This window comes from Promicromonospora kroppenstedtii (assembly GCF_044389675.1).
GTDB classification, from domain to species: Bacteria; Actinomycetota; Actinomycetes; order Actinomycetales; family Cellulomonadaceae; genus Promicromonospora; species Promicromonospora kroppenstedtii.
The window spans coordinates 47,181-65,465 of sequence record NZ_JBIRYI010000012.1; the positions used below are offsets into that span (position 1 = coordinate 47,181).

Consider the following 18,285-nt stretch of genomic DNA (forward strand, 5'->3'; position numbering starts at 1 on the left):
GGAGGGAACGAGGATGTCGTTACGTGAGCGGCGGCTGCGCCCCGCACGCGGATCGGTCGCGGCGGAGAACCACGCGCTGCTCTCCGCGCTGGTCGCGCTGGCGGTGAGCCTGGTGGCGGGCATCGCGGTGTTCGCGGGGGACACGGTGCCGTTGTTCGGGGGAGTGTCGGCCGGCCTGGTCGCGGCCGTCGCCTCGGGTGGGTCCGGGGCGACGGCGTTCTGCACCGGTTACGTCCGGTCCTCGCGGGTGTCGCGCCTCGGGAGCGGGGTCGGGAGACGGGCCGGCAGATGGCGCCGTGGATTCGACGCCGTCGTGCTGACGGTCACGGCAGCCGGCATCGTCGTGCTGCTGACCGCTTCTGCCTTCGCGGTGTTCGACCTGGCGTTCCGTGAGCTCCGCCTGGACGCGCTGATGGCCGCCGTCCTCGTCGGGCTGTCGGCCGCGGTCGCCGCCTACGTGCTCACGCTGGTCTCCGTCGAGGTGACGTCGATCGCGATCGCGAACCTGCTCGCCCTGTTCCTCGTCAGCGGCGCCCTGGCGAGCATGCTCTCGGCCAACGACCCGCACTGGTGGCAGGTCAACTTCAGCGCCCTCGGCGTCGGCGGTGGCTTCTCGGCGTACGCGTTCAACCTCACGCTGATCTTCGCCGGCCTCGCGATGACGACGTTGACCCACTACGTGATCGGCGACCTGCGCACCTGGGCGACGCCCGCGGAGCTGCGGCGGCTCGAGGTGCTCCGCACCTGGCTGATCGGGGTGGCCGTCCTGCTCGTCGGCCTGGGCTGGGTGACGGTCGAGGTCGCCAAGGCGCTCCACACCGTCATCGCGTCGGTCATGACGGTGCTGTTCGCGGGACTGATCGTCGCGACCCCGTACCTGGTGCCGCGCCTGCCGCGGACGTTCCTCGTCACGTCGTCCCTCTTCGTGAGCGTCTTCGCGCTCGTGGTGCTCCTCATGTGGCCGGTGGGCTACTTCAACCTGACCGCCGTCGAGTTCCTCGGGTTCTTCCTCCTACTCACCTGGCTCTTCCTGTTCGTACGGACGGTCGCGGCGTGCCTCCAGGACGCGCGGGCGGACGATCGCCCCGAGCCCGCCGGTGCGGTCGAGGTCGAGGCGCTCGCACCGAGCTGAGCGGGCGGGGCGCACCAGTTCGGCTAGCGGCGCTTGCGGAGATGGTTGAGCAGCGTGATGACGCCGAAGGCGATCCAGGCCACCACGACCGTGGTGACTGCGGCGACGAAGAGGCCGCTGCCGAGCGTGTACGCGATCACACCCGAGACGGCCCCGGCGACGAGGGGCATCAGGGCGTCGCCGTCGACCCGGCGCCGTCGTTCGGGAGTCTGGTCCATGGGTACGAGGCTAGTGCGGCACAGCCCCTCCCTCCGCGACGGAGGAAGGAGCCGCGCTCAGCTCAGATCAGCTCGACACGGTCGGCCTGTGGTCCGCGGTCGCTCTGGCGCACCTTGAACCGGACCCGGTCACCCTCCTCCAGGACCTCGTCGCCCCGCACGACCGACACGTGCACGAACAGGTCCGCGCCCCCGGCATCGGGGGCGATGAAGCCGAAACCGCGGTCCGCGTCGTAGCGCGTGACGGTGCCCTCGCCCCCGCGCACCGGCCCGCCCGATCCCGCGGGACGGCTCGGCCGGCCCCGGTCCGTGGCGGCTCGTGCTCCCCTGGAGCCGCGCACGAGCTGCACGTTGCGGGCATTCGGTCCCTTGTCGCCGTCGACGACGTCGTACGTGACGCGGGCGCCCTCGGACAGCTCGGTCAGACCTTGGCCGAGCCCGCTGACGTGGACGAAGAGGTCCTCGCCGCCCGAGTCGGGAGCGACGAAACCGAAGCCCTTGGTGTCGTCGTACCAGGACACCGTGCCGTCGCCGCCGTCGGACGCCGGCTGTGCGGCCTCGGCACTGAGCGGCAAGAGGTGATCCGCCTGCGGCCCCTTCTCCCCGTCGACGACGAGGAACGCCACCCGCTGTCCCTCCGAGATCACACCGCCCCCGACGATGGCCGAGCTGTGCACGAAGACCTCGGCGCGGCCGCCGTCGGGCGTGACGAAGCCGTATCCCTTGGCCGGCTCGTACCAGGTGACGGTGCCGAGCACGCCCAGGGGCGCGTCGTCGGCCCGGTCGCCCGTGACGCGGACACGGCGGGCCTGCGGGCCACGCTCACCCTCGCCCACCTCGAACTCGACGGCTTGCCCCTCCCGGAGCTGCTTCGGCCCGTCGTCGCCGACGATCTCGGACGCGTGCACGAACAGGTCCTCGGCCTCGTTCCCGAGGTCGATGAACCCGAACCCTCGGTCGGCGTCGAACCATCGGACAGTTCCCTGCGGCAACTCGGACTCCTCGTCTCGGTGGACATTGCTGTCTCCAGTGTCCCTGACAGAACCGGGCTGATCGTCCGCAGGACCGCGGGAGCCCGACAGTCGCTCGTCCTGTGGCTGACGATGCGGGTCATCGACGCCGTCGCCGCGACGGACGACGTCGTACCGCTCGGGATGCTCGGATCACCTACCTGGGAGAGGACGAGAACGGCGGCCCCGATCCTGCCGGTACCACCGTGCGTGACGTCGAGACGATGGGGCTCCTCCGTGCGGGCGACGCCTGGCTGCTCTCGGGCTGGTGCCGGCTGCGTCAGGCGATCCGAGGCTTCCGCATCGAGCGGATAACCCGGCTCGAGATCCTCGGCGAGACCCCGCCGGCCCGCGACCCCGCGTTCTGGGAGGCCGATCTCGAGCGGTGGCCGACCCGGCGCCTGGCCTGATCGCGCTCCCTCCGCCCTACCGGCGAGGGCCGGGCTCGCCCACGAGACCGGGTCACGACCTGTTGCCGGGCTGGTGACCGCTGGCAAGCTCGTGGGCCTCGGCGGCGAGCTCGGGCCAGTCCTCGGACTCCGAGACGGTCACCCAGTCGGCGCCGGGGTCGTGCCTGAGGAGCTCGGCGATGCCGCGCTCGATCAGGTCCTCCGCACGAGCGGCCGGCAGCCGGACGGCGAGCGAGCTGCCCGCGAGGAACGCGAACGCCGTCTGACGGACCACGAGGGCTCCCTCGCGCACGACGACGTCCAGGTCGGGGTCCTGCTGGAGAGTGGTCTTCAGGGCTTCGTATCGAGCGTCCACGGTCATCGTGCTGTCTCCTGTCATGCACCTGCGGATGGGCTGACGCACATCTGATCGATCTTATGGCTCGTCCGCCAAAACTTCCGGGAAGCGCGGCCAGAGATCGCCCAGGCCGGCGGGAGCGAGCCCGCCGTCGGGTCAGAGCCGGTCGAACGGCGCGGCGTAGCGGAACCGCCCCGAGTACTCGTCCCGCCACGCGCTGAGCGGGCGCGCCTGGAAGTAGCCGCCCCACGCCGGGTCGGGTGCCTCGATCCCGAGATCGCTCGCAGGCACGAACCCGAACCGGCGGTAGAGGGCCGGCTCGCCGAGCAGCACCACCACCGGTTCACGCATCGCCTCGGCCGCGCCGAGGAGCGTGTGCATCAAGGCGGAGCCGACCCCGCGGCCCTGGTGTGCGGGATGGACGCTGAGCGGGCCGAGTCCGAGCGCCGGACGGCCGGCAAGCTGCCCGCGGGTGGCGAGCACATGTCCCACCACCTCTGGTCCGGGAGGCTCCGACTCGGCGACGAAGGACAGCTCCTGGACCCAGCCCGGGTCCTCGCGCAGCCACCCGACCAGGGTGGCCTCCCCGGGCACTCCGTCAGGCTCGACCGACGGCGCAGCGTGCTCGACCTCTCCGAAGGCCGCTGCGGTGACCGCCCGGATCGCCGGAATGTCGGACGGACGTTCCTGTCTGATCAGCATCCCGACACCCTCGACGGAACCGTGGCCTCGGGTCAACGCGATTTCGTCGACGCTCGGTCCGCCGCTCGCTGCTCCGGGCCGAGCGTGGTGAGATCCCCGGTCCTGCCGGGAGATTCGCCCGCCCTTGACACGGTATCGACCGACCCTCAGACTGCTTTTGCAAACATGGCGGCAGAAGTCGCATGGTTGTCGCCATAAATGACAAGGTCGTCAAAAGGGGAGCTCCATGCAGATCTCACACGCGTCTCGCGCGCGACGCCTCGGCGCGGTGCTGGCGGGCGGTGCACTCCTCGCGGGCACGCTCGTCGCCACCCCGGCAGCCGCTGCCCCCGCGGACGGCCCGGCCCGTGCACCGGGCACCGTGGCGGGCGAGGCGTGCGGACCCGACGACGGGCTGCCCGACTCCAAGATCTCCATCCAGCTCTACACGCACGTCGGTGAGCTCGGGTCCGGGACGCCGTCCCCCGAGACGATCGACCGGGTGCTCGGCGAGGTGGCCGACGCCGGCTTCACCAACGTCGAGCCGTTCAGCCAGCCCTACTCGATGCCGGTCGGCGACTACCAGGCGATCCTCGACCGGCACGGTCTCGAGGTGTCCTCCAGCCACGGCAGCACCGACTGGGACACATGGCCCGAGACCGTCGCCTACGCCGTCGCCCTGGGCCAGGACTACATCGGGACCGGCGGGATGGCGGGGAGCTACGGCACCTACGAGGAGGCGCTGGCGACCGCCGCGTACGTGAACCGGCTCGGCGAGTACGCGCACGAGAACGGCGCGAACAAGATCGTGCTGCACAACCACCAGAGCGAGTTCACCACGCGCTACCCCGACCCGGAGACCGGGGAGATGGTCAGCGCGTGGCAGGTCATCGAGGAGAACACCGACCCGCGCTACGTCACGTTCCAGCTCGACGTCGGCTGGGCCGCGGACGCCGGCATCGACGTCCCCGCGTGGATCGAGGAGTACGGGGACCGCATCGAGCTCCTCCACGTCAAGGACGCCGTGAACGTGAACGCCGAGGGCGACATGCGGCAGGTCGCCCTCGGCAGCGGCGAGATGGATCTCCCGGCGATCATCGCGGCGGCCGAGCCGTACGTGCAGTACTACACCTACGAGTGGGACGACGCGCCGTCGTTCGAGACCTCCGCGGAGTCCTACCGGTACCTGCGCTGCTACCTGGCCGAGGGCGGGGGCGGCGACGAGTGCGATGCCGAGGACGGCGAGTCGCTGGCGCTGGGCCGGCCGGTCACGACGTCCAGCATCGACGACCCCGCTCGCACCGGCGAGATGGCGGTGGACGGCAACGCCGGCACCCGGTGGGGCAGCGGGTGGAGCGAGCCGGAGTGGATCGCGGTGGACCTCGGCGCCGAGTACGACCTCAGCCGCGTCGTGATCGACTGGGAGACCGCCTACGCGTCGGGTTACGAGATCCAGACCTCGCCCGACGGCGAGACCTGGACCACGGTGCACACCGTCACGGACGGTGACGGCCAGTTCGACGACATCGACGTCTCGGGCACGGCGCGGCACGTGCGCCTCTACGCCACGGAGCGCGCCACGCAGTGGGGCTTCTCCCTCTACGAGCTCGAGATCTACGGCACGCCGACCGGGCAGCCGACGCCGGAGCCCGTGACCCGCGGCGCCGGGTACTGGACGTCGGAGTACCGGCAGGTCGAGCACCCGGACCACACGGTCGACGAGCTGCTGTGCCTCCTGTCGACCACGCGCGCACAGAGCGACGTGTTCGACGAGGTGGTCGACCTGACCACGCTGGACGACGCCGTCCAGGTTCTCTGGCCGCGCCACCACGACGAACCGGTCGACGTCCTCGACCGGCAGCTGCTCGCCGTGTGGCTCAACGTGGCGGAGGGCTCGGTCTCCCTGGACGACCCGGTCGTCGGGGGCAGTACGGTGGGCGACCTGCTGCGGGCTGTCGAGGCCGTGCGTCTCGGCGTGGACACGACGAGGTCCGACGTCGAGCGGTACCGGAACGCGCTGGAGACGGTGAACGCCCGGCACTGACGGCGCCGGCGGCGGCTTGTCGCCCGCACGGGGTGCAGCACGCTTGCCATCCCTGAATGTTAGTCACTAACATTCAGGGATGGTGACCCCTCGGACGCTCCGCACCCGCGCTCGGATCCTCGACGTGGCGCTCGACCTGTTCGAGCGCCAGGGCTACGGCTCGACCACGGTGAACCAGATCGCCGAGGCCGCCGGGATCACGCCGATGACGTTCTTCCGGCACTTCCCGACCAAGGACGCGGTGCTGGTCACCGACCCGTACGACCCGCTGATCGCCCAGGCCGTCGGCGCGCAACCGACCGCGCTGCCACCCCTGGAACGGGTCCGGGCCGGTCTGCTCGCCGCGCTCGGGCACATCACTCCGACAGAGGACGCCACGGCCCGGCGTCGGGTCGCGCTCGTCGCGCGCGAGCCGTCCCTGCGGGCCGCCGTGGCGATCGGTACGCAAACCACGCAGGACGCGATCGCGGCCCGGCTGCTCGCCGACGACGTCGGCCGGCTGGAGGCGAACATCGCCGCCTCGGCGTGCCTCGCCGCCGTCACGGCGGCACTGCTGGAGTGGGGTTCCGCTCCCGCCGACGTCACGCTGGCCGACCTCGTACGCCGCGCCCTGGCGCAGCTCGCCCCGGCGGGTGCGTCGTCATGACCGCTCCGGTCCTCGTGCTCGACGCCGTCTCGCACGACTTCGGCGGCCGGCCCGCCCTCGACCGGCTCACGCTCACGGTCCGCCCCGGGCAGGTCGTGGCCCTGATCGGCCTCAACGGAGCCGGCAAGACCACGGCCCTGCGCGCGCTCGCCGGCAGGCTGCGCCCCGGACGCGGCAGCGCCCGCGTCATGGACCACGACCCGGTCGGCCTGCCCCGGGCGCTCGCCGCGCGCTTCGGCCACGTGATCGACACCCCGCTCGTCTATCCCGAGCTGACCGTCACCGAGAACCTGCGCTGCGCCGCCCGCCTGCACGGCATGCCCCGACCGCTGGCCGTGGCGACGGCGGACGCCGCGGTCGACGGGTTGGGGCTCGACCCGTGGCGACAGGTACGCGCCGCCACGCTCTCGATGGGCAACCGCCAGCGGCTCGGGGTCGGCTGCGCCACGTTGCACCGACCGAGCGCGCTGATCCTCGACGAACCCACCAGCGCGCTGGACCCCCAGGGCGTGGTCCTGGTGCGCGCCCTGGTGCGCGGTCTGGCTGAAGACGGCGCGGGCGTGCTGGTCTCGAGCCACCACCTGGACGAGGTCGCGCGGATCGCGGACGAGATCGTGGTGCTGCATGCCGGCCGCGACGTCGGCCGCCTGGAGCCGGGTGGCACCGATCTGGAGCAGCGGTTCTTCGCCATGGTGCTCGCCGCCGACGCCTCTGCCGGCCGCGCCGAACGCGCTGCCGAGCCCCGGAGCCACGCATGACCGGTCTCGCCGCGCTACGCGCCGCCCTTGCCGTCGAGACGCTCAAGCTGCGCCGCTCCGTCGTCGCGCGCCTGGCGACCGGCCTGCTCCTGGTGCTGGTACCACTCGGGTCGGTGGGCATGGTCGCGCTCGCGCGCTCCCCGCAGGCGGTCGGCCCGGCGGCGGCCAAGCTCGCGGACTATGCCACCGGAGACCTCGCCGCGACCCACCTCGCGGTCTGCGCCCAGGTGCTGTCGGTCGCCGTGCTGGCTGCGGGCGGGTTCTGTGTCGCCTGGTCGTTCGGCCGTGAGCTCGAGACCGGAACGGCCGGTGCACTCTCGGGCCTCGCCGTCTCCCGGGGCGTGATCGCTCTGGCGAAATGCCTGGTCGCTCTGGCCTGGATCGCCGGATGCGTGCTGCTGACCGTCGGCCTGACCCTCGCGGCCTCGGCCGTCGTCAGCGCCACGCAGGGCACGGCCCTCGCCGGGGCCTGGGCCGGGGCGCGGACCGCTCTGGTCGCCGGCCTCCTCGGGGGTGGGCTGGCCCTGCCGTTCGCCTGGGTCGCGACGGTGACGCGCAGCCAGCTCGGCACCGTCGGCGCCCTGGTGGGCATGGTCGCGCTCACCCAGATCGTGGTCCTGCTCGGCGGGGGAACCTGGTTCCCGTACGCGGCACCGTCGTTGTGGGCAGGAATGGGCGGTGCCGAGGCGGCGTCCGCCGTCGGGTTGCCGCACCTGTTTCTTGCCGCCGCGGTCGGCCCGCTGGCCGTGGCCGCCGTCGTCCTCGCCTGGCGACGGCTCACGGACGTGTGACGGCCCGCGCCCGATGCCGGCCGTCGACACCAGGTGCGGACCGTCCGTCAGTCCATCTGCGTGGCCAGCTTGAGCCGCTCCATCCCCGGGGTCTCGTCCGGCCCGCCGAAGTCGAACGTGACCGATGTCAGCGTGCCGGTGAAGGGGAACAGGCCCCGGTCGGCGTAGTCCGCGCAGACCGGGGACACGCAGTCCATGCCGACGTCGAACGTCTCCGTGCCGCAGCGCATGGGGACCTGCCGGTCGATCCTGGTCCGGGCGACCTGCTCTCCGTCGACGGTGAGGGTGACCACGGCGGGTGCGCCTGGCGTCGGCGAGTCCGGCGCGAAGTCTACGACCACGGTGTGAGATCCGGGGCTCAGCGCCTGCTCGGCGACCGCGTCGTAACGCTCGATGCCGAAGTAGTTGTAGTGGTAGCGCACCCGGCCCTCCCACAGGAAGAGCGTGAACCCGGCGGCCTCGCCCCCCAGCGCACACAGCACGCCTTCTGCTCCCTGGTCCGGGACGACCAGCGGCACGGTGATCGTGTGGGGCACCCCGACCATCTTCGGAGCGGACCCCTCGGGCAGCCGCACCATCCCGGGGTGGAACACCACGTGCTGACGCCCGGCGAAGAAGCTTGGCCGCAGCGTCGTGTCGAGCCGCTCGGCGAACCGGTCGTCGAGCGGCAGCACGTTGTGCTTGGCCGCCTCGGCCATGAACCGGTCCTGCAGGTCGCGGAGCCGACCGGGCTCCTGCGCGGCGAGGTCGACCGCCTGGCTGTAGTCCTCGCTGAGGTGGTACAGCTCCCAGGTGTCGTCCTCGAACGAGTACGAGCCCGACGTCTCCCAGGGCAGCCGGCCGTGCCGGCACGAGGCCATCCATCCGTCGTGGTAGATCGCACGGTTGCCGAGCATCTCGAAGTACTGCGTCTGGTGCCGGCTCGGCTGGTCGGCGGCGTCGGCGCCGAAGCTGTACGCGAGGCTGGTGCCCTCGACCGGCTTCTGCACGTACCCGTTGACCGAGGTGGGCTCACGCACGCCGACGATCTCCAGCAGGGTCGGCACGATGTCCACCACATGGTGGAACTGGGTGCGCAGACCGCCCTGCTCGGTGATCCGCCGCGGCCACGAGACGATCATCCCGTTGCGGGTGCCGCCGAGGTGCGACGCGATCTGCTTGGTCCACTGGAACGGCGTGTCTCCCGCGTGCGCCCAGCCGACCGCGTAGTGCGGCGACGTACCGGGCATCCCCCAGCGGTCCAGGAAGCCCATCGCCTCGTCGATCGTCGGCTGCTGGCCGTTGAGGCTCATGATCTCGTTCGGTGTACCGACCAGCGACCCTTCGCCGGACGATCCGTTGTCGCCGAGGATGTAGATGACGATGGTGTTGTCCAGCTCGCCGATCTCCTCGAAGGCGTCGACCACCCGACCGACCTCGTGGTCCGTCGCCTCCAGGAAGTCCGCGAAGTTCTCGGCCTGCCGAGCGAACAGCGCCCGGTGCGGCTCCGGCTGGCTGTCCCACGACGGGATCTGCTCGGGTCGTTCGGTCAGAAGGCTGTCCTCGGGGACGATCCCCATCCGGCGCTGGTTCTCGTGCACGGTCCGGCGGTACTCGTCCCAGCCCATGTCGAAACGGCCCGCGTTGCGGCCTCGCCAGTCCAGGGGCGGCTGGTGCGGGGCGTGCGCGGCGCCCGGGGCGAAGTAGGTCAGGACCGGCCGGTCCGGCGCGATCGCCTTCTGCGAGCGCACCCAGGCGATCGCGTCGTCGGCCAGGTCGCTGGTCAGGTGGTATCCCTCCTCGGGCCGGCGCGGCGGCTCCACGGGGGTGGTGTTGCGGATCAGCGAGGGGTAGAACTGGTCGGTCTCGCCGGAGATGAACCCGTAGAAGTAGTCGAAGCCCTGGTTCGTGGGCCAGTTGTCGAACGGACCGGCCGGGCTCGTCTGGTTGTCGGGCACGTTGTGGTTCTTGCCCCACCAGCCGCACGCGTAGCCGGCGCGCTTGAGCAGGTCGGCCAGGGTGGCGCAGCTCTTGGGGATGATGCCGCAGTAGCCCGGGTACCCGGTCGCCATCTCCTGGATGACGCCGGTCGCCACGGTGTGGTGGTTGCGTCCCGTCAGCAGTGCCGCGCGTGTCGGTGAGCACAGGGCCGTCGTGTGGAACTGGTTGTAGAACAGGCCCCGCGCGTGCAGCCGCTCGGCAGTCGGCATCCGCACCAGTCCGCCGCTGACGCTCGGCCAGCCGAACCCCACGTCGTCCAGCAGCACGAGCAGGATGTTGGGCGAGCCCGGGGGCGCGGTGGTGGGCGGCGGGAAGTCCGGTGCGGACTCGGACGCGTACGTGTCGATGGTCGCGTTCGGGAAGTCCCACTCCGGTTCGGGCAGGTGGTACCGGTCCAGGTGGAGTGGGTAGGCATCGGGCTGACCTGCGGGCGCGTCGCTCATCCTGCTGCTCCTCCGGCTGGCTCGCACTGTTCCGGCGAGATGAGGCCAGCGTCGGAACCAGCGTCGCGCGCCACTTCACCCACAACGGGTGAGTGCGCCGCCCTGGCCGCCACGCACAGTGCACACCGGACAAAGGTGGCGAGGAACCGGAGGCGAGACATGGCTGTCCCTCGGCAGCAGGCGCAGGGCCCGTCGTGGAGCCCGGGCGGTGTCGACGCCCGGACGCTGTGGGCGGGGGGTGCGGCGACGGCGTTGGTCGTGGCGCTCATCGCGCTGGTGGGCGTCGTCGTCTTCCGGGGGGTGTTCGGCATACCGATCCTCGCGCCCGAGGGGGAGGGCATCTGGGGAGACGCCTCCACCACCTGGCTCGTGGTCGTCGCGGCCGTCTGCGCACTGGTCGCCACGGGCCTGGTGCACGTGCTGCTCGTCACCACACCGCGCGCCCTGTCCTTCTTCGGCTGGATCCTCGGCCTGGCCACCGTTGTGGGTGGTGTGGCGCCGTTCGCGAGCGACGCCGAGCTCGCCAGCAAGCTGGCGAGCGCCCTCGTCAACGTGGTCGTCGGTCTCGCGATCCTCGGTCTGGTCTCCGGCGTCGCGCGGACAGCCGTAGCCCGCGCCGGCCGGAACGGGTGACCCGTGGCCGGCCACACGACCGACGGACGCCCGGCAGCGCGGCGACGGGGGAGCCGCGCCGTCGCCACGCTCGGGGCGGCGTCGCTGCTCCTCCCGCTCGCGATCCTGACCGCCTCGCCCGCGGCGGCGGCCCAGTGGGGAATCAGCAAGACCGAGGTGAGCACCGGCCCGTACGAGCCCGGTGACAACGTGCAGTTCGTCATCACGGTCTCGTGCTCCGACCCGAACGCGGACCCCTGCGCGAACGCGCAGGTCGTGGACTCGCTGCCCGACGGGCTCGTCCTGGTCAGCGCGTCGATCCAGAGCGGTCCGGCCGGCGGCCAGATCGACGCGGACACCGGGACCGACACCGTGACGGCCACCTGGCCGAGCGTGCCGAACGGCGCCCAGGGCCAGATCCTCGTCACGGCGCAGGTGGACCCCGACCTCCCGTTCGCCGCGGACGGCGTGCCGATCACCAACACGGCCACGGTCACCGCCGACAACGCCCCGCAGGCCTCCTCGGAGGCCACGGTCACGCCGGAGGTGCCGCTCGTCCTGGCGTCCGAGACGACCAAGTCGATCGACCCGGCGAGCGCGATCGCCGCACCGGGGACGCCGGCGACGATGACGCTCACCGCGACGAACACCTCGAACGACCCGGTGGACGAGCTCGTCGTGCAGGACCCGGTCGATCCGACGGCCGCGCCCAGTCCGTTCACCTACCTCGGGTACACGGGGGCCGGAGACATCACTCTCCCGCCGAACGCGGACACCGTGACCCAGGAGTACTGGGACGGCACCCAGTGGCTGCCCCTCGGCGACGGCGTGGACCCGGCGACGGTGCAGGGTGTGCGCTACACGTTCAGCGGCGACATCCAGCCGGGGTCGACCGCGACGATCCCGGTCGAGGTGGAGCAGCGCGAGAACGTCACGGACCTCACCGACGCCACGACGGTGACCAACGACGTCTCCTCGTACGTGGTGCACGACGGCACGGAGTCCGAGCCCGTGACGGCCGAGGACACCTACCTCATCACCCCGCCCGACAACAGCGTGACCGCGAGCAAGTCTTTCGACCCGGCGACGGTGAGCGCCGGCGAGCCGACGACGGTCACGCTCGGGGCGACCAGCACCGGCGACCCCACGACGTCGCTGACCATCACCGAGCCGTCGCCGGGCACCCCGAGCCCGTTCGAGGGGGACGATCCGCTGACGTTCACCGGTTTCGGCCCGGAGGGCGACGGGACCGGCATCCAGTGGCCCGCCGACGCCGACACGGCGACCGTCACCTTCACCTGCGCCGACGGTTCCACACCCAGCCCGAGCACCACGACGGCGGGCACACTGCCCAACCCGCCGGCGGACTGCGTGGTGACCGGGTTCTCCGTCGAGTTCACCGGGACGATCGTCACCGGCGGCGAGGCGGCGGTGCCGTTCACCGCCGACACCGACCCCGACCAGGACGCGGACGACGTCACCCACCCCAACGAGATCACCGCGACGATCCCCAACGCGCAGGACACGGCGTCGGCCGACCTGGTGACCCTGAGCGACCGGCTGGCCACCCGGACGGACAAGACCATCTCGCCGTCCACCGTGCCCGCTGTCCCGGGGCAGAGCGTCGTGGTCCAGCTCCCCTCCCAGGTCCTGCCCTTCGGCCCGGACGGGTCGACGACGTCCGCGAACCAGGTGGTGATCCAGGACCCCACGGACCCCGCGGACCCGGGGGAGTTCTGGGACAACTTCACCGCCACCTCCGTGCGGACGACGGACGTGCCCTCCGGCGCCACGCTCACCGTCAGCTACTGGGACGGTGACGCCTGGTTGCCGGCACCGGGCTGTGGCCCGTGGACCGGCCCGCAGACCGTGAGCTGCGACCTGCCCGAGGGCGCACAGGGCGTCCGGTTCGTCTACGACTCCGAGGCCGGGTTCCCGCCCGGTGCCTCCTTCCAGCCCAACTTCACCGCCGCGTACGACGGCCCCGCGGACCGGGACGACCCGATCGCCAACTGTGCCGCCTCGAGCGCCTCGTCCACCACGGTCGCACCCACCGACCCGGCGGAGGGCTGCGCCACGGTCGACCCGTTCCCGGTCGACGGCACGGGCGACCTCGACGCCGTCGAGAAGTCGTTCCTCGGCGGCGACCCGCCGACGGTGCTGGCCCGGTCCGCGGACGACGTGACCGCGCAGATCACCTGGTCCACGGCTGGGTTCTCCGGCGTCGACCCGATGCTTCTCTCGGACATCGCGGACCCCGCGGGCACCGAGGTCGCCGACTCCTTCTACGACGCGTTCGACCTCCTCCGGATGGAGCCCGTGGACGAGTCGGTCGACCCGCTGATCGGGTACGACCAGGTCGAGAGCGTCGAGCTGTTCGTCGACGGAGCCTGGGTCGAGGCCGCGGGCGACCCCTGCCCGCAGGCCTGCGACGGCACGTTCCCCGGTTACACCCTGACCGCGGACGAACGTGCGTCCGCGACCTCCGTCCGGCTCACCTATGTCGAGTCCCCGTCCCGCGCTTTGGGCGGCGACCCGACCACGCCCCAGCCGGGTGAGGGCGTCGCCCGGTCGACGCTCGCCGACGGTCGGCACCTGCGGCTCACCTTCGAGGTGCGGGACGAGCGGCGCAGCGACGGGGAGCCGGTGCTCGGCTCGACGAACGGCACCCTCTACAACACCGCCGATCCCGGCCTCGTCAACGACACCGTCGAGGCGAACGCGACCTTCGAGGGCGGAACCTACACCGACGTGGACGACGCCGACGTGCTCGTCATCGACCGGCCGATCAACGTGAGCGTCGACAAGGAGTGGGCGGGCGGGCCGGTTTCCGTGCCGCCCGCCGACACCCCGGCGCGGTTCTACCCCTCGACGACCGTCACCGTCCGCGGCACGAACGAGTCGCTGGCCAGGGTCGACCAGCTCCGGCTCGTCGAACCGGGCCTGGAGGGCAGCGCCGAGGTGCAGACCGCCGACGGCACCTCCCCGTTCGACGCCTTCACCCTGCGGCAGATCGCGGTGACCCCGCCCGAGGGCACCGAGGCGACCACCGTCACGCTGACGTACGACGACGACACCACCGCAGACCTCACCGAGGCCCAGGCCGAGGCGCTGGCCGTCGACGAGCTCGCCGACGTCGTGGGCGTGGAGGTAGTCTTCGACGGCCGCGTCGTCGCCGGGGCCACCGGCACCCTGGACCTGACCCTTCAGCTGCGCGAGCTGGACCGGTACACGGGCGACCCCGTGACCGTGGCCGGCTACTCACCGGTGCCCGACGTCGCGGCCGCGCAGGTGACCGACCCTGGCGGAACCGCTGACGACGCCCCGCTGGCCTGGGACGACGCGCAGATGGTGCTGCAGGCCCCGGGCATCGGCGTCGATGTCGCCAAGTCGTTCGACCCGGACCAGGTGGTCGAACCCGGCACCGGCCCGGTCCGGATGACGCTCACGGGTACGCCGCAGGGCCTCTCCCGGGCGGTCGAGCTGGTGCTGACCGACGACGACCCACGGTTCTGGAACCAGTACGACTTCGTGGACTTCGCCGGGGCGACCCTCACCGCACCGATCCAGCAGGTGCAGGTCGACGCGTTCACCGGCGGCACCTTCACCGACACCGGCGACGGGGTTACCGTCACGGGCGGCGACTGGGTGACGGGGACGGCGTCGGGCACGTTCGCCCTGCCCGACGGCGTGGCGCCGGGTGACGTGCAGGGGCTGCGCCTCACCTTCACGCGGACCGACGGGTCGATCTGGGAGAACCCCGCGAGCCCCACCCAGAGCGTGCCGATCGACGTCGAGCGCCGCGAGGAGCTGCGCACCGGCGGCCCCGTGCTGCCCGACCTGGCCGCGAACCCGCCAGCGCCCGGCGAGAGCGAGCCGGGAGCGGCGACCAACGAGGTCGACGGGACGGCGACCGGGGCGGACCTCGTCGTCGACCCGGAGACCGGCGGCCTCGTCCCGGTGAGCGACGACGGCGACGCCCAGGCGCAGGTCACCTACGTGCACGCCGAGAACGGCGTGGAGGTCGTCAAGGACTTCGACGGCACCGTGTCCGGGGGCACCGAGGCGCCCGACGCCGTCTTCCCCATGAACATCGCGGTCACCAACACCGGCAACCGGCCCGTGTACGACCTGGTCGTCACCGACCCGATGCCGGTCGACACCGTGGGCACGCAGCTGCGGCTGGCCGACGTCGACGCACCGTTCACCTACGCGCTGGAGGGGGCGGTGCCCGACCCGGCGAACGGGCCGGCACTGCCGACCGACGCCGACGAGGTGACCGTGGACCAGACCGGCGACCTCGAGAGCCTGGAGTTCACCTTCCCGGAGGGCTCGGTGCTCGAGGTCGGGCAGACGTACACGATCACGGTGCTGGTCCGGTTCCGCGTGGGGCTGCCCGCACGGACGGTGGTGAACAACACCGTCGAGGTGGCGGGCGACCGCCCGTGGGACGAGTGCGCCGCCCGCCTGGACGCGGAGTCCGGGGCCTGCGAGGCGGACGCCGACGTGACGAGCATCCCGGCCGGCGTGCTGGCCGAGTCGAAGATGGTCAGGGCGACCGACGGCGACGAGCTGGACGTCGTCGTGGACCCGGCGGCCGGCCCGGGCACGGAGTGTGCGCCTGACGCGGACGGGTTCTACGCCTATCCGTGCACGCCCGTGGTCGCTCCAGGGCACGACGAGACGTGGCGGGTACGTATCGACAACGTGGGCAACCTTCCGATCACGAAGGTCGTCAGCTACGACCGCCTGCCCACCCCCGGCGACACGGGCTCGTACTCCCGGTCGGAGCGCGGGTCGCAGTGGAAGCCGATCCTCACCAACGACCCGCCGCCGACCCTCGTCAACGCGCCGGCCGGCGCGCAGGTCGCCTTCTTCTACACGACCGCCAGCGACTACTGCATGGACGACATCGAGGACCCCGGCGGCGAGCCGGTGTGCCCGACGGACGACGCCGAGGCCGGATGGGTCCAGCTCACCGGGGCCGAGAGCGAGGAGCTGTACGAGACGATCACGGCGCTGAAGGCCGTGCTGACGCTCACCGAGGAGAACCCGCTCCTGCCGGGCGAGTTCATCGCCTACGAGGGCACAACGACCACGCCACCCGCCGCGCCGGAGGCCGGGGACGGTGCCATCGCGTACAACTCCGCCGCCGCCTCGGGCGTGGTGCAGACGGGCCAGGGCAACCTGAACCTGCTGCCCACCGAGGGCACCAAGGTCGGCGTCGCCACGGCGACCGGGTCGCTCCGGGTGGTCAAGCGGGTCGCCGGCGACGGCGCCGCGTACGCGCCCGACTCGTTCGACCTGACCGTGGACTGCACTTCGGCGGTCGGCACCTGGGTCGAGGAGGAGCTCGACCCGATACCGGTCACCGTGTCGCCGGGTACCCCGGTGACGATCGACGACCTGCCCTACGGCGCCGAGTGCACCGTGACGGAAGATCCCGCCGGCGGTCAGACCGAGCTCGTGGTCGGGTCCGTGACGATCGGCCGGGAGCCGGAGGTCGTGACGATCACGGCCGTGAACCGCTACGACCTGGCGAGCCTCGTCCTGTCGAAGGAGGTCGTGACCGACGCCGTCGACCAGGCCGGCGAGCCCGTGCCGTTCGGCCCGTTCGAGGTCACCGTCGAGTGCACGTTCCTCGGTGAGCCGGTCTACGCGACGGGTCACGGACCGCTGCGGCCGATGGCCGTGACGATCGAGGACGGCGAGGAGGTCGTGCTCGCCGGCCTGCCGGTCGGTGCCGAGTGCACCGCTACCGAGACCGGGACAGGCGGCGCGGCCGCCGTCGAGGTCACGGTGACGCACGAGGACGAGGAGCCCGTCCTGACCGAGGGCACCGAGGCCACGACCATCGTGACCCCGGACTCGTCCGACGGGAGCACGAGCGAGGTCACCTTCACCAACCGGTTCGACGTCGGCTCCCTCGACCTCGTCAAGGTCGTCGACGGTGCGGGCGCCGAGGCCTACGGCGCCGGCCCCTTCACGCTCGCGGTGCGCTGCACCCTCGACGACACCGGAGACCGCCCGCGCGTCGTCTACGACGGCACCGTCACGCTCGGTGGTGCCGGGCCGCTGACGGCGCAGGTGCCCGACCTGCCGACCGGGGCAGTCTGCGCCGTCACCGAACCTCGCGACGGCGGGGCGACGACCACCACCGTCTCCCCGCGGCGCGTCGTCGTCGGGTCGGCCGACGCCGTCGAGGTGACGGCCACCAACACGTTCGACCTCGGCGCGCTCACCGTGGACAAGGCCGTGGAGGGCGACGGCGCGGAGCTCTACGGCGGCGGCCCGTTCGAGGTGACCCTCGCCTGCACCTTCGACGGCGCGCCGATCGGCATCCCGGGCGGGGCCACCCGGGACCTGGTGCCGAGTGACCCGGTCGTCTACGACCGGCTGCCCGTGGGCGCCGAGTGCGCCGTCACCGAGACCGCCACGGGCGGCGCCACCTCGACGACCGTGTCCGCCGGGGGCGGCGGCGCACCGGGTACGGCCGTCATCCCGGCCGGCGACCCGGCGGCGCTCACGGTGACGAACACGTTCGACGTCGGGCGGGTGGAGGTGGTCAAGGCCCTGTCCGGGGCGGACGCCGCCACGCACCAGGACGACGTCTTCACCGTCTCCCTGGCCTGCACGCGGAACGTCGACGGCGTGGCCGTGGACGTCGTGGTCCCGGGCGGCCCGACCCGCACGCTTTCCGCCGCCGACGACTGGACGGCGGTCTACGAGGACCTGCCGCAGGGCGCCACGTGCCAGGTCACCGAGACGGACGCCGGCAGCGCCGATGCCGTCACCATCGTGGTCGACGGGATCACCACCGACACGGACCCCGCCGAGGGCGACCCGCGGTCAGCGATGTTCGACCTGCCGGCCGGCGACGACGTCTGCCTGCCCGTCGAGGTGACCAACACGTGGGGCGCGTCGGCCGGCGGCCTGGCTGCGCCCACGCTCACGTCCCTGACCACGGCCTTCGCATCGGACGGCGGCGCGCCGCCCGTCGTCTGTGGCGGCACGGACGACGGCGCAGGAGGCGGTGGCGGCGCCGGGCCGGCTGGTCCGGGCACGCCGCCGGGCCGCCTGCCCTGGACGGGCGCGAGCCCGCTCCCGACGGCCCTGCTCGCCCTCCTGTTCCTCGTGGGCGGCGGCATGGTCGTCACGATCAGCCGCCGGATGCGGGGCCGCCCCGGAAACCACTGAAGCCGGTCGGCGACCGCCGGCCCGCG

At 72.3% G+C, this 18,285-nt stretch carries 13 protein-coding genes; 8 read left to right on the top strand and 5 right to left on the bottom strand.

All coding sequences use genetic code 11. The annotated features are described in order from the left end of the window. Nucleotides 1-13: 13 nt before the first annotated feature. A complete protein-coding gene (locus ACH47X_RS19065) occupies nucleotides 14-1,132 on the top strand; it encodes a hypothetical protein (protein ID WP_397406098.1) in 1,119 nt (372 codons plus the stop codon). 23 nt (nucleotides 1,133-1,155) lie between these two features. Here ACH47X_RS19065 and ACH47X_RS19070 read toward each other — a convergent pair whose 3' ends face one another. Next, complete coding sequence (locus ACH47X_RS19070; protein ID WP_397406099.1) at nucleotides 1,156-1,350, bottom strand: hypothetical protein; 195 nt, start codon at nucleotides 1,348-1,350, stop codon at nucleotides 1,156-1,158. Nucleotides 1,351-1,412: 62 nt separating this feature from the next. After that, nucleotides 1,413-2,342, bottom strand: coding sequence for a cold-shock protein (locus tag ACH47X_RS19075; RefSeq protein ID WP_397406100.1), 930 nt, complete (start codon nucleotides 2,340-2,342; stop codon nucleotides 1,413-1,415). 224 nt (nucleotides 2,343-2,566) lie between these two features. Here ACH47X_RS19075 and ACH47X_RS19080 point away from each other — a divergent pair, with 224 nt between their 5' ends. Then, on the top strand, nucleotides 2,567-2,770 hold the full coding sequence (locus ACH47X_RS19080; protein ID WP_397406101.1) for a WYL domain-containing protein: 204 nt from the start codon (nucleotides 2,567-2,569) through the stop codon (nucleotides 2,768-2,770). Nucleotides 2,771-2,822: 52 nt separating this feature from the next. On the opposite strand, the gene ACH47X_RS19085 is transcribed toward ACH47X_RS19080, so the two are convergent. Both ACH47X_RS19085 and ACH47X_RS19090 read right to left on the bottom strand, forming a co-directional pair. Continuing rightward, nucleotides 2,823-3,131: a hypothetical protein gene (locus tag ACH47X_RS19085; protein ID WP_397406102.1), complete on the bottom strand. Its 309-nt coding sequence runs from the start codon at nucleotides 3,129-3,131 to the stop codon at nucleotides 2,823-2,825. Between the two features lie 132 nt (nucleotides 3,132-3,263). Further along, on the bottom strand, nucleotides 3,264-3,809 hold the full coding sequence (locus tag ACH47X_RS19090) for a GNAT family N-acetyltransferase (RefSeq protein WP_397406103.1): 546 nt from the start codon (nucleotides 3,807-3,809) through the stop codon (nucleotides 3,264-3,266). 226 nt (nucleotides 3,810-4,035) lie between these two features. Here ACH47X_RS19090 and ACH47X_RS19095 point away from each other — a divergent pair, with 226 nt between their 5' ends. The 4 genes from ACH47X_RS19095 (at nucleotide 4,036) to ACH47X_RS19110 (ending at nucleotide 8,027) form a co-directional block, all read left to right on the top strand. Then, complete coding sequence (locus ACH47X_RS19095; RefSeq protein WP_397406104.1) at nucleotides 4,036-5,832, top strand: discoidin domain-containing protein; 1,797 nt, start codon at nucleotides 4,036-4,038, stop codon at nucleotides 5,830-5,832. Nucleotides 5,833-5,911: 79 nt separating this feature from the next. Next, nucleotides 5,912-6,478: a TetR/AcrR family transcriptional regulator gene (locus ACH47X_RS19100; RefSeq protein ID WP_397406105.1), complete on the top strand. Its 567-nt coding sequence runs from the start codon at nucleotides 5,912-5,914 to the stop codon at nucleotides 6,476-6,478. Continuing rightward, on the top strand, nucleotides 6,475-7,236 hold the full coding sequence (locus ACH47X_RS19105) for an ABC transporter ATP-binding protein (RefSeq protein WP_397406106.1): 762 nt from the start codon (nucleotides 6,475-6,477) through the stop codon (nucleotides 7,234-7,236). Before ACH47X_RS19100 ends, ACH47X_RS19105 begins: the two co-directional genes overlap by 4 nt. After that, nucleotides 7,233-8,027, top strand: coding sequence for an ABC transporter permease (locus ACH47X_RS19110; protein ID WP_397406107.1), 795 nt, complete (start codon nucleotides 7,233-7,235; stop codon nucleotides 8,025-8,027). Before ACH47X_RS19105 ends, ACH47X_RS19110 begins: the two co-directional genes overlap by 4 nt. Before the next feature lie 47 nt (nucleotides 8,028-8,074). Here ACH47X_RS19110 and ACH47X_RS19115 read toward each other — a convergent pair whose 3' ends face one another. Next, on the bottom strand, nucleotides 8,075-10,450 hold the full coding sequence (locus ACH47X_RS19115) for an arylsulfatase (RefSeq protein WP_397406108.1): 2,376 nt from the start codon (nucleotides 10,448-10,450) through the stop codon (nucleotides 8,075-8,077). A gap of 159 nt (nucleotides 10,451-10,609) precedes the next feature. Here ACH47X_RS19115 and ACH47X_RS19120 point away from each other — a divergent pair, with 159 nt between their 5' ends. Beyond that, nucleotides 10,610-11,083 (top strand): DUF6069 family protein, encoded by a 474-nt coding sequence (locus ACH47X_RS19120; protein WP_397406109.1) that lies wholly within the window; start codon nucleotides 10,610-10,612, stop codon nucleotides 11,081-11,083. A 3-nt stretch (nucleotides 11,084-11,086) separates the two neighbouring features. Further along, a complete protein-coding gene (locus ACH47X_RS19125) occupies nucleotides 11,087-18,259 on the top strand; it encodes a DUF5979 domain-containing protein (RefSeq protein ID WP_397406110.1) in 7,173 nt (2,390 codons plus the stop codon). The last annotated feature ends 26 nt before the right edge of the window (nucleotides 18,260-18,285 follow it).